Genomic DNA, 13,535 nt, shown 5'->3' with positions numbered 1-13,535 from the left:
CCGCGCAACCTTTATTGCGCGAATAAGGCCGTCAGCAGATCATCGGTCCCCTATAGAAAAAGCGCCGGAGCATAAGCACCGGCGCTTTTTTTCAATTCAATGCCTAACAGTCAACTGTCAGGCTAATTGCCAAGTTTAGTAGCTGGCTGACAACTGGAACAGGAACGCACGCCCTATAGACGGGGTCACGCGGTTGCTGAACAGGTTGCCGTAATTCAGACGGTTGGCCAGATTGTAACCATTCATAGCCACGCGCCAATGTGGACCAAACTGATGGGACACGACAGCATCAAATTCGACGTTAGCCGGAACGCGTGCTGTGTTCGCAGGGTCAAGAAACACACCTTCGCGCCATGTGACACCACCACCAACAGTCATGTTGTAGGGCGTCTTTGGTGCAATTTCATAAGTGCTCCAAACCGTTGCCTGATTACGGGGGACATACTGAATCTGCTTACCAATATCCGCCGCCGTACCGCCTGTGGTTTTGCTGTCATACCGGGCATAGGTTGCAATGACGTTCCAGTTTTTCAAAATCTGACCGGAAACACTCAACTCAATCCCTTGGTTCCGCTGTGTATCACCTGAATTGGTAACGGCTCCTGAACTAGGGTCCGTCAGGATAGAGTTGCCTTTCTCCAACCGGAAGATGGACGCAGTAAAACCAACCCGATCATGAAATGCTGAATATTTTGCCCCCAGTTCGTAAAGTCTGCTGCGTTCAGGCTCAAACTTTGAATTTTTGGGCGAAAGTGGTTCAGAACTGTTGGTGACATACAGCCCCAACGGCGTTGTTGACTCTGCCCAGTTGAAATAAACCATTGTGTGGTCATTCGGCGTGTACATCAGGCTGACATTCGGGTTGAATGTATCCTGCTTCTGGCCCAGATGCGTATCAGCCGTGGTCGCCACACCGCCAGTTGCACTGTAGTTACTGCTCCAGTGATCCCAACGGAACCCGGCTTTAACTGAAAACCATGGAGCTAGCCAAGCCTGTTCCGAAAAGAACGCCCCGACATCTGTGGCGGCGCTGGTTTTCCATTCCTTGCGCCCAACCCCGTTTGGAATATTCACAAGGTTATTCGGATGTAACGACCCGACACCAACATCCAGCCCCGGAATATAGGAAACCGGATTCAGCAAGCTGGCATATTGGCGAATAGCAGGATTATTGTAGGCATAGTTCTGACGACGATCATAAATATGTTCAATGTCAAAACCACCAATCATCTGATGTTTGATGGTACCTGTTGTAAAGTTAGCAACAGCAGAAGCCACGTTCTGGACGGACCAGTCATCCTGCTGATAAGGGTTTGGTCCCCCTACCCCACCAATACGGGAAACCTGCGCCGTCTGTGGATGCGAGGAAAACAAAGCGGCCGTACAGGTTGCATTACACGCTTCCTGAGACGAGGAGAAATAACGGCTGTAAAGACCGCCACGCGTATCATTATAAATCGTGAGGTATTTGCTCAACTCCCACTGCAACCGGCCCGTCAGCATGTCAACATTTGAGGCATCCTGATCAAACGTGGTGCCATACCAATTGGTGCGGCGTACGCCGTATTCGGTTACAGGCTTGCCGTACCGTGTCCCCGGTTTGGTCACAACAGGCACACCATAGTCTGGAATACGGTTATCTGTCTGATGGAAATACTCGATGGTATAATTAACTTTCTTTCCCAGACCAAAAATAATGGATGGTGCAATACCCCACCGATGGGAATACACAGCATCACGCCCCACCATGTTGCTTTCATTGCCCATCCCGGTAATGCGGAAGGCTATGCTGTCTGTAATCTTACGGTTAAAATCAAGCGTTCCCCGGTAATATGCACCGCTACCGCCAGAAAAGCTGGCCCCGACATGATTGGTGGCCGTCGGCGTTTTGGTGGTAATATTAATTGCGCCACCCGTCGTGCCATTCCCAAACACCTGTGACGATGGCCCTTTGATAACCGTCACATGGTCATAATCAAAGCTATCGCGTGTATAAACACCGAAGTCACGCAAGCCATTTTCGTAAATATCGTTCTGTGCGGCAAAACCACGGATCAAGAACTGATCCCCGGCCATACCGCCTTCGCCTTCACCCACAGACGCCGTAATACCGGGTACGTTCTTCAGTGCCTCATCCAGAGACTTCACGTTCTGCTGTTGCATCAGAATTTGCGGCACAACATCAATGGTCTGCGGCGTGTGCAGAACATCCTGCGGCATCCGGCTGATGCCAATAGGTGTCCGCAGCGTGTTCATGGGCGACGCCACAACGGTCCATTCTTCAGCTTGCGTACCATCTTTGGTACCAACCAGCGCAGGGCCGTGCCCTTTCGCATTGGCTAAGGTTGCATGGCCCGTTTCAGGCGGCACAGCAGGAGAAGAAACAGTGGGGGATGTTGGTTGAGCCGCTTTATGAGCTTTGCCGCCATGCTTCTTATGCGCATGCGCCCCGGTGGCAGTGGCCGCTGTCGCCTGTTCATCAAGCAGACCCGACGCGGCGGAACACCCTAACGCCAGACCAACAGCTAATGGCGCCGGACGCAAACGCCGACGAACACTTGAATTACGCATAAAGCACACCTGCACAACGGAGAGACACTATCCGTGCCTCTTATCCAGTAATGATAATTACTCGCAACCCTTATTGCAGATTAGTGCAAACGATTCTCCCTCTCATTAAACTATAAAATTTTTTTAAATATTATGGAAAAGTGCCTTATTTCCAGGACTTCTTGTCTTTTTTGACATTCCATGGCCCCCGGAAAAGACTAACAGACAAACATATTTTGCATGGCTATTTATAAAAAAAGAGGCACCTTTCGGTGCCTCTTTAACGATTACTGCGATTAAGGACGAACTTATCCAGCCCGCTTCTGCACCTGATACACCTTCATTTTCTGCTCAAGTGCTGACTGCAATGCGCTCTCGACAACTTTGGATGCATTGTGCTCACGCACGTAAGTCCATGCCGCCCGAGCCAAATGTTTCTGGTTTTCCGCATTGTTATGGATACGCACGATGCTGTCAGCCAGTTCCTGCGCATTTCGACCTACGAGCTGGGATAGATCATTGTTCAGCCCAAGGCCCTCTGCTGCAACCTCGGTCATGACACATGGTAAAGCCGCAGCGAACGAGTCAAGAACCTTGCCTTTTATCCCTGCACCAAACCGAAGCGGCGCAACACTTAACCGTGCGGTATCAAACACACTTGTCAGATCAGCTACGTGGCCACGGACAGTCACACCTTTGCGTGCCAGAGACGCTACCTCCTCCGTCATCCCGGCACCCACAAGCGTGCAGCCAATGCTGCTATCCTGCGCCCACACTAATGGCATGATTTCTTCTACCAACCAGCGGGCTGCATCCACATTGGGCGTGTGCGTATAATTACCTACAAACACAACCCCATGCCGCTTGGCAAAGCCCGGAACGCGTTTACGGGGCTCAACCGCCCATGGCACAACATGCACCTTCACACCCGCAGCATCCCGCCGCAGAAGTGCCGCTTCATCAATTGAATGGGTAATAACCGCATCTGCCTGTCGTGCTGCTGCACATTCGGCCTGCTGCACTGACTGAGCTTTAGCCAGTAACGCCGGTTCACTTAAAACCTGAGCCTGGCGCGCCAGTCGGACAAAATGCAGATCTGCAACACTATACACCACACGGGCCCGCCGCTGGTAGCGGCGTACCAGCGCGATATAACGCGACGCAATATCCTGCCTGTGCAGGTACACCACATCAAAGCTATCTGCCTGCTTCCGCAACAGATCTTCCAACGACACGTAGAATGGTGCGGCCATAACGGTAACGCCAGAAAGGACCGGTCCCCGGCCAGTATCCGCCATCTGGTCCGCAGCAACAAAGCTGACATCATATCCCAGCTTCTGAAATGCCTTCATATGAGAAACAATAGCACAGGACCCAGCATCATGGTCTGTCCGAGGACGCAACGCATCCACCACCAGCACCCGTTTTGTTACTTTAGAAGGTTCCACTTTCAGGCCACGCCGACGACGTGACGCTGCCAGTTCACGGTCAGCTTTACCGCTTTCCTTTTGTGCATGCGCCTGAGAGAGTTTTTCAACCTGCCCCATCAAGAAAGACAAGATATGTTCTTGCCCTTTCTGATCTGTTGCCGCGGCAACAGCACGACTTACCGCCTGTTCAAACGTATCATCAAAAACCGTAACAGGCTCAATCACAGTCGGAGCTGCCAGCAATGTGCCATCTGATTCACCACGCACTTCAATAACGTGGCGCGTGAACGGAGAAAGGCCTCCGGGAAGCAGAATATCAAATCCACACCGTACATTCCGTCCGGTTGCTTTCACATCCGGGCGCAAGCCGTTGGCAAGGACAGATGCAATAAGCTGACCATTATCCAGAATTTGCAACGCCACGGGTTCATCTGGTGTTTTAGGATTCCAAGCCCAGCCAGCCACACGGTCCCGTGTCACTTCATCCAGACAACCGTCTAGTGGCTTGCCCGCACCTGATACGACAACGGCTTGCACAGGTGCCTGTGGCAACTGGTCAAGCATCCACGGCACGTTACCTACAGAAGTGTGGTCTTCTACGCGCCGAACTTCCAGAACATGACGTTCCAAGGGCGAAAGACCAGCAGGCACATCGAACACGAACCCACATTCCGTACCAACATCTGGCCGGGGTTTATTGGCCACAACCTCACCAATTACGCGGCCACAATCCAGAATTTGCAAACGCACCGGCGCACTGTCTTTGGGGTTTCTGGCCCAACCAGACAAACGACTACGCGTAACAGTATCCAAAAAGCCTTCCAAAGGCGCATCTTTTATGGGCGCAGCAGCATACAAACCAGCAAGCGTTTTGCGGATATTCTCAAGTTGTGCACCTTCTTCTACACGAGGTGCACAATAAACAGCAGGTTGTTTCACTGCATTTGGATAAAGTGCTGCATATTCATCCGCATTATGGAACATACCGCGAGAATCATCATCAACAAATGTTTCTGAATACGCACCATTGGCAAAAACGATGTCATGACTTTCCAACTCGATATGGAAATAAGACACCTCGTCCATTTTTTCCGCCTGCACAATGCTGGTTCCGTTTACCAGCAAGACAGCGGGTATCAACACACCATCCAGATACATGGCATGTAACGGGGAAACCGAAAGGTCCTGTCTCGGCAAACCGTTTCCGAGTGATCCCCTACGGAAAACAACTGGCAGAACATCCCGGTTTCCGTTTGCAAACTGCCCGGAATAACTGCGCCGACCAATCCAGCGAACGGGCCGATAACCGTTGGTAGCGGTTGCAACCTGATCCCCAATACGTAGTGCTTCTACCGGGATGTCACCACGCGCTGTCGCAATCAGCGTACCACGACAATAACAGGGCGTCCCTTCTTCAAGGGTAAAGATACCATCCTCACCTGCTACAGGTTGCAGGAAAAATTCGTCTCCATTTCCGTTGATTGTGAGTGTCTGGGAACCGTTACTGCCCTGAATAATGAGCTTATTTCCGGCAAACATTGTGGTAACACCAACGTCCACCCCGACACCAACCTTTGCCCCGATATCAATCGTATCGTTGAGGAAGCTTGCTGGCGATTGAATGATTAGTTCTGTACCTGATGCAATTTCCGTATTTTTAAGAACTGCATTCTGTCCCACAATAATTAGGGAATCACCGCTCAGATGGGCAGTATCAACAGTGCCACCGCTAACAAGGTTAATCTCTGCACCATTGATCTGAATATCAGACGCGCTTCCCCCAACGTCAACACGTAGCGCTGCACTGCTTAGAAAAGTCTCGTGACTGACAGTGCCACCACTTTGCACCCATTCACCCTGCTGGCTGCTAGAGTAATCGACATCACTGCCAACAAAAATATTGTTACTCGCTAATCCACCTGGCCCAATCTCCAACTGGCCACCGGATAAAGAATTACCATCTGCAACACCGCCGTTTTTCGCAGCAAGAATGCCACCTTTCGAAACCGTGGCTCCTTCTATACGACTTCCTGAGTCCAGCGCCTTAACATTGGCACCATCCAAAACAGTTTCACCACGCGCAATCGAGGAAACAGTTAAATTTTCATAAGAGCCACTATTCAGTGTATTCCCGTAAGAAAATGATCCTGACTCAATCTGTAAACTTGCTCCAGAATACAAAATATTCCCTGAAAGAACACCCCCACTCCCTGCCCAGAGAATACCGCCAGATGCTATTGTGCCACTTACAAAAGCACCACTTCCACGCGCATCAATCTCTGCGCCAGCGTAAATAGTCTCGCCGACGGCAACACCGCCGCTCGAAACAATTTCAGATGTCCCAGAATCACGTAAAATATCCCCTGAAGCCTTTGCATTGGCAAAGACTTGCAACTGTGCGCCCGAAAGCAATGTTTCGTGGGCGACAGTTCCACCGCTATAGGCAAATTCCAGCGTATTTGAGCCAATAATTGTATCGTTTTCAGCATACCCACCGGCAGAAACCTGAAGCTGCCCGGTTGAAACAACCGTAGCCCCCACAGCAGATCCGCCAGAGAAAACCACTTCTATTGCCAAGCTGCCGCTTATAAAATTATCCGATGCAAAGCCGCCTGAAACAACCTGTAATTGACCACCCGGTCCGGCAGTATTGCCAGAAAGAGTGCCCCCGCTATTTGCAGTAATAATAGCGCTATCGGTCGCTGTGTTTGAAATAAGCAAGCCATTGGCTGAGGCGTGCATCTGGCCGCCCTGACTAACAGTCGTTGCCGACACGACACTTCCATCAGCGACAAAAACTCTACCTTCGCCAAGCACAGTATTTGAAATCGCATGCGCTTCATTTTGAAGGTAAACAAGGCCCCCGCTCACAAGAATCTGGCTTAAAACTGCCCCTGAGCCGCGAGCATCAAGCTCCCCTCCGCCACCAACTGTTTCGCCCCTGGCAGAACCACCAGCTGAAACAACTTCGCCTCCACCAAATGTGATATTATTTCCAGAAGCCAAAGACCCCGACAGAACAAGGCCACGGCCGCTGCCATTTATCGTATTACTAAGAGTGGTGCCTCCACTAACTGCTACAATAACCCCTCCAACAACAGTATTGTTGGTTGCAATCCCTGAACTGCCCGTCGCATCTATCTCGTTGGTGGGAGTAAGAATTGCATTTAATTGAGTACCAGAAGCAACCACACCACCAGAAACACCAAAGAGTTCTGATGACGCACTTCCTCCTGCAAGTATATTCTCAATGCTACCCGAACCAAAAATTGTGCCTTCGGCTGAAGCACCATTTTCAATAATCAGATGATCTCCGTCCGAAAGTCTAACATTGCTAACATGCTGGCCGGACGAAACAGTGTAATTTAAAGGCATGAAACAGCACCACTCTTCTCAGACTCAAAAAGAGAGTCTTTCCTTTGAATGGGTTATCATTAACGCCACTACACAATTCTGTTAAATTTTTTCTTTTTTGACACATTATTCGTGGCGTGAAAGCGACCAACCTCACAATGTAATCAATGCTTATTTTTATTATTTCATGACTAAATTCACGGAACACCAAATAAATACTTCATATTCATGCATAAATCTTTTATGTTTGTATTTTAAGAACTTTTTCGGCTTAATGTTGCAAAAGCACAGGCACCAACGGGTGCTGGAGGATATAGTCCGTCGCACTTCCCATAATGCGATTATACAGCATGCCGTGCTGATAGCCGCCCATAACAATCAGATCGGCCTCCTGTATCATGGCCGTATCCAGAATGGCTTGGCCGACTTCCGCAGGCGAGTGTTGCGCGGGTAGCGCTATTTTATGCAGAGTTACTTCGGGTAGAATATCCTGCGGCCAGTGCTCGCCTTTCTGCATAAGCACCTGCACCGTCTGGGCGGCGGGCAAAATATGTCGGGCAGACGCGAAAGCTCGCCGCGCGCACCCTGCATCTTTCCATGCCAGCAAGACAGACTCGCCTGTTCCTCTATCCCAATAACGGGGCACAAGCAGCACTGGACGATCTGTTTCAAAAATGGCCGCTTTCAGACCACGCTGTTTCTGTTGGCTATCCTGTTTGTCAGGAAACAAAGTGATAATCAGATCTGCATTACGTCCCATCATAGGGATAACACTGGCGGCATCACCTTCTGGGTCAAGCCAGTTAATTTCTGTGGTTTCCAGCATATCATGGGGCTGGATATATTCATTTTGTAACCAGTGACAGAATGCCTTGTGCAAAGACAGAGCCCATTCTTTCTGATCTTCTTCCAGAAGAAACACACCTTCAGCCGTCAGGCCAAATGGCTGGCCTGTGCCACTTGGTTCGCGCAAAGCCAGCACGTCTATGCGGCGCAGGTTGATCTTGCTGACAAGATGGGCTGCCATATCCAACAGCACCTTCACTTGATCTTCTCGGTTCAGAATAACCAGGCACCGTTGCATGCTCATTCCTTTTTCCTGCTAAGTCAGGCCTCACACAGCCATATGCTGTTGTTTTTTGACAGACGGCTTTTGAAATCTGCTGATAAAAACTCGCAAACAGCACAAGAGTTGCCTCGCAGGCAACAAGCTCGGTAATCCTGATTGAAAGCGGGCTTAAAACGTCTGCGTCTCTCCACAAGGTGAAGAAAAACAAGCGCTTGCCCCCTCGCCTTTCTGGGCCGGATAGGCAAAAGTCCCGCTTGCAGGTGCGTGGCTATTGCACCCACACCATGAAAGGATCGACAGAACCGTGCTGCTGAACGTGATTGAACGAGGACCGGATACACAGGATGCCAACCCGGACCTGCCGCCAGTCGTGCTGCTGCACGGAATGTTTGGCCGCGCCCGTAATCTTGGTTTCGTGCAAAGACGTCTGGCAACCACACGTCGCACGTTGGCTCTAGACCTTCGCAACCATGGTGAAAGCCCGCATGGCCCCGCCAGCTATCCGACCATGGCAGATGATGTGCGGGAAACGCTTGCTTATTATAATGCCTCCCCCGCCATGCTGCTTGGGCATTCAATGGGGGGCAAAACCGCCATGATGCTGGCTTTAACCCACCCCGAACTGGTGCATAGCCTGCTGGTCGCCGATATTGCCCCGGCTGAGGGCGGCTTCACCCGCATGGATATTCCAACCGGACTAGAAAATCTGGAATTTCCGGCAACGCTTGATCGCGCCGGGGCGGATGCCCTGCTTCACCCGCTTATTCCCAACGAAGCTGTGCGGCAGCTTATGATTCAGAATATGCGTCTGGGTGACAATCCGGGCTGGGAAATCGGGCTAAAGGAAATCATGGACGGACTGCCCGCCATTATGGGGTGGCCTGACTTCCCGGAAGGGACAGTCTATAACGGCCCCACCCTGTTTATTCGGGGCGAGATTTCACCGTATATCCAACCCAAGAACTACCCAGCCATGCGGGCACTCTTCCCACATTATACACTTGAGACCATTAGTGGTGCAGGGCATTGGGTGCATGTTGATGCCCCCAAACGCTTTGCCGAACTGGTTGAGGACTTTGCAAAACTGTAAGGCTTCGAAGCCTTACAGCCCCAACCCTTCAGCGGGACGCCCCGCCATATTCAATGCAACGGCTTCGGCAATGCGGATACCATCTATCCCGGCGGACAGAATCCCCCCAGCATATCCGGCCCCTTCCCCCGCAGGATAAAGACCCGGCGTGCCGATAGAATGCCCGTCTGCCGCGCGGGGCAGGCGCAAGGGAGAGGATGTGCGTGTTTCAACACCCGTCATCACCGCGTCTTCCATGGCAAAACCACGCAGTTTCCGGTCAAACCGTGGTAATGCTTCACGTAAGGCCTCGACAGCAAATGCGGGCAGGCATTTTGACAGGTCCGTGGGCGTTACACCCGGCTTGTAAGACGGAACAACCGCCCCAAGAGTGGTCGATGGACGACCAGCCAGAAAATCTCCGACCCTTTGGGCTGGTGCATTGTAATTGCTGCCACCAGCCAGAAAGGCCTGTCGCTCCCAATGCCGCTGGAACTCAATACCAGCCAGTGGCTCATCGGGGTAATCCTCACCGGGACGCAGATCAACCACCATACCTGAATTGGCGTTACGCTCGGCGCGCGAATACTGGCTCATGCCATTGGTCACGACCTGCCCAACTTCGGATGTTGCCGCGACCACAGTGCCCCCGGGGCACATGCAGAAGGAGTAAACACCCCGTCCGTTGCTGGCATGATGCACTAGACGATATTCAGCAGCACCCAGCAGGTCATTGCCCGCACTGGGGCCAAACTGCGCCGTATCAATAACGGATTGAGGATGTTCAATACGCACGCCTATTGAAAACGGCTTGGTCTGCATCTGCACACCGGCTGCATGCAGCATGGCAAACGTATCACGCGCGCTATGGCCAACAGCCATCACAACATGGTCTGCGGCAATGACCTCACCACTCGCCGTACGGACCCCCGTAATACGCCGCGTACCGGCTTCCATCTCCAGCCCGTCAACACGGGTGCCGAAGCGATACTCACCACCGGCCGCCTCAATTTCCGCCCGGATATGCTCAACCATGGAGACAAGGCGGAAGGTACCAATATGAGGGTGCGCCAGATACAGAATTTCCTCCGGCGCGCCTGCTTTCACAAACTCCTCCAGCACACGCCGCCCCAGAAAACGGGGGTCACGTACCTGACTATAAAGCTTGCCGTCAGAAAATGTGCCTGCTCCACCTTCACCAAATTGCACGTTACTTTCAGGCGTCAGCTCTGCCCGACGCCAGAGGGCAAACGTATCCACCGTCCGCTCGCGCACAACTTTACCGCGCTCAAGCAGCAATGGACGCAGCCCCATGCGCGCCAGCATTAACGCCGCCATGAAGCCACACGGCCCTGCCCCGATAACAACAGGCCGCCGATACTCTGGCTGGCTGGCCAGCCGTGCCCCTTCCGCTTGCGTTACTGGCGGCTGCCAGGACATATCGGGGGCTATTGTCACATGCGGGTTGTTTGGATGTTCTGCCCGGAAGCGTGCCAGAACCGCTGCTTCCTCTTTCACCACACAGTCAACCGTATAGACCAGCTTGATAGCGCTGCGTCGCCGCGCATCATGACCGCGGCGGAACACACTGAAACTTTCCAACGCATCCGGGGCCAGAGACAGGCGTTCGCGTACAGTCTCCTCAAGTGCCTGAGGGGGATGATCGAGAGGAAGCCGCAGTTCGGTCAGTCGGAGCATGGCGTGACCTTTGTCAGATGTGATAGACAGAAAATCAGTAAAGGGAGCTCGGGCTTCCTATGCCGGACAGCGCCGAAGCGCAACGGCATGGTGGCACTCCAGCCCGTAAGGATGCAGCGTTTTATGGCCGACACCACCCCACCGCACCCGCATGATCCCACAACGCAGGCAAATACCCAGCCTTCAACAAACGACCATGATCTCCATGACCATCATGCAGACCATGCCTCCCCGACGGCCATATCGTCGCAGCCCTCTGCCCATGACCATACGGGGTGTTCAGGGCATGATCATGCTGATACCGCCTATGCCCATCCGACCAGTGAAGCCCACCCCAGCCAATGCGACCATGATCATGACCATCACCATGACGCGCATGATCACAGCCATGATGGGCATGACCACCATCATCATGGATTCGGCCATCACCATGTCCATACCCCGGCATCATTCGGGTCAGCCTTCGCTATCGGGATTGCACTGAACACAGTTTATCTTGGCGCTGAAGCACTCTGGGGCGTTCTGTCACACTCCCTCGCTCTTCTGGCTGACGCCGGGCACAATCTGTCAGATGTGCTGGCACTGGCAGCTGCATGGCTTGCGGAAAAACTATCCAAACGTTCGCCCTCCGCCCGCTTCACCTATGGGTTGCGTCGGTCTTCAATTCTTGCGGCCCTTTCCAACGCTGTCATTCTTCTGGTTGTCACAGGTGGGGTTGCATGGGAGTCGATAACCCGGCTGTTTGAACCCGGCCCGGTCGCAGGCAAGACCGTCATGATTGTGGCGGCTATTGGTATCCTGGTGAATGGTGGCACCGCCATGCTGTTTGCCTCTGGCCAAAAGCACGATCTCAATATCCGTGGGGCTTTCATGCATATGATGGCTGATGCCGTTACCTCTCTAGCTGTTGTGATTGCAGGCGGGCTGGTACTGCTAACTGGCCTGACATGGATTGACCCTGCCATCAGTCTGGTAATCTCGGCGCTGGTCGTGCTGACCACATGGGGGCTGCTACGTGATTCGCTGGATATGGCACTTGATGCCGTGCCCCGCACCATTGACCACAGCGCGGTGGATGCTTTTCTACGCACCATCCCCGGTGTAGCCGACCTGCATGACCTGCACATCTGGCCAATCAGCACAACGGAAACCGCTTTGACCGTGCATCTGGTGCGGTCTTCAACCACGCCACTCCCCACACCAGAACAGACTCTTCTGCTTCAGAGCATTGTTGACGGGCTACGCACACGCTTCAACATTGCCCATCCGACGGTGCAGATAGAAGAAGCCTGTTACGCTCCGTCCTGCCATCTGATAGACCCACACACGGTCTAGGCCGCGATGCAGCCTTCAGACTGTATGATTCTTTCCTTCTACAAAGGGCACAGCCAGTTTTGACCGTGCGTCTTCCCCTTCCCGAAAGCAACAAAGGCATTGCCGCGTGCAGCCTTGTTATCAGTCTGGTGGCCCTGGGGCTGAAATATGCAGCATGGGCCGTAACCGGAAGTGTGGCCCTGTATTCTGATGCAGTCGAAACCATTATCAATGTGGTCGCAGCCCTTGGCGGCCTGTGGGCATTAACCATTGCCGAACGCCCTGCTGACCACAACCACACATATGGCCATTACAAAGCCGAATACCTCTCCGCCGTAGCGGAGGGCACGCTGGTTTTGGTGACGGCCTTCGTCATTGGGCAGGAAGCTGTTGAAGGGTGGTTACACCCGCACCCCTCCCTTGCGCCGTACCCCGGCATTGCGTTGAACGGGGTTGCAACGCTGATCAATCTGGTATGGGGGCTGACCATGCTTCAGGCGGGCCGTGCCCGTCGATCTCCCGCGCTGGTGGCGGGTGGTCAGCATGTGCTTTCGGATGTCTGGACGGGTGTCGGGCTGGTGATCGGTATGCTCCTGATCCCTCTGACCGGCTGGGTCAGGCTGGATTCCGTTCTGGCCGGCCTTATAGCCCTGAATGTGCTGCGGGTCGGATGGGGCGTCATGAAAGACTCCATCGCTGGATTGATGGATCAGGCGCCCTCACCTGAAACGCTTGACCAGATCCGTGATGTTATTGCCGATAATGGGCGGGGCGCGATTGAAGCGCATGATATCCGCACACGCATTGTCGGAGCGATGACGTTCCTTGATTTCCATCTGGTTGTACCCGGCAGCATGAGCGTGCATGACGCCCATGAAATCTGTGACCGGATTGAAGCTGGGCTGCGGGCGCAGATGGGCAACACGCTGGTCCATATTCATGTTGAACCGGATGATAAGGCGAAACATGAAGGCATTGTGTTCTGGCCTCGCCCCGACATGCCGACTGCTTCCTGACGCATTTCTGCACCTATTGTAGGAACATCGTCCTT

Annotated in this window: 7 protein-coding genes; 3 read left to right on the top strand and 4 right to left on the bottom strand. The window is 52.9% G+C overall.

What is annotated here, in order from left to right; genetic code table 11:
* Positions 1-135: 135 nt before the first annotated feature.
* The 3 genes from Abin_RS02035 to Abin_RS02025 form a co-directional block, all read right to left on the bottom strand.
* Positions 136-2,571, bottom strand: coding sequence for a TonB-dependent receptor (locus tag Abin_RS02035; protein ID WP_048844675.1), 2,436 nt, complete (start codon positions 2,569-2,571; stop codon positions 136-138).
* Positions 2,572-2,858: 287 nt separating this feature from the next.
* Positions 2,859-7,355, bottom strand: a complete 4,497-nt coding sequence (locus Abin_RS02030) for a Hint domain-containing protein (protein ID WP_048844674.1) — start codon at positions 7,353-7,355, stop codon at positions 2,859-2,861.
* A gap of 250 nt (positions 7,356-7,605) precedes the next feature.
* Positions 7,606-8,424 (bottom strand): universal stress protein, encoded by an 819-nt coding sequence (locus tag Abin_RS02025; RefSeq protein WP_048844673.1) that lies wholly within the window; start codon positions 8,422-8,424, stop codon positions 7,606-7,608.
* 283 nt (positions 8,425-8,707) lie between these two features.
* Between Abin_RS02025 and Abin_RS02020 the strand changes: the two genes are divergently transcribed.
* Positions 8,708-9,493, top strand: coding sequence for an alpha/beta fold hydrolase (locus Abin_RS02020; protein ID WP_048844672.1), 786 nt, complete (start codon positions 8,708-8,710; stop codon positions 9,491-9,493).
* Positions 9,494-9,505: 12 nt separating this feature from the next.
* On the opposite strand, the gene Abin_RS02015 is transcribed toward Abin_RS02020, so the two are convergent.
* The gene (locus Abin_RS02015; protein ID WP_048844671.1) at positions 9,506-11,170 is read right to left on the bottom strand and encodes an NAD(P)/FAD-dependent oxidoreductase; all 1,665 of its coding nucleotides are present in this window, start codon (positions 11,168-11,170) and stop codon (positions 9,506-9,508) included.
* Positions 11,171-11,293: 123 nt separating this feature from the next.
* Between Abin_RS02015 and Abin_RS02010 the strand changes: the two genes are divergently transcribed.
* Together Abin_RS02010 and Abin_RS02005 are read left to right on the top strand one after the other, a co-directional pair.
* Positions 11,294-12,505 carry a cation diffusion facilitator family transporter gene (locus tag Abin_RS02010; protein WP_084593399.1) on the top strand — a complete coding sequence of 404 codons (1,212 nt, stop codon included), beginning with the start codon at positions 11,294-11,296 and terminating at the stop codon, positions 12,503-12,505.
* Positions 12,506-12,564: 59 nt separating this feature from the next.
* Positions 12,565-13,500 (top strand): cation diffusion facilitator family transporter, encoded by a 936-nt coding sequence (locus Abin_RS02005; protein WP_084593398.1) that lies wholly within the window; start codon positions 12,565-12,567, stop codon positions 13,498-13,500.
* The last annotated feature ends 35 nt before the right edge of the window (positions 13,501-13,535 follow it).

This window comes from Acetobacter indonesiensis, assembly GCF_000963945.1.
Classification (GTDB): domain Bacteria; phylum Pseudomonadota; class Alphaproteobacteria; order Acetobacterales; family Acetobacteraceae; genus Acetobacter; species Acetobacter indonesiensis.
The sequence above is the reverse complement of the archived record's forward strand: the minus strand, read 5'-3'. Positions and strand labels throughout refer to the sequence as shown.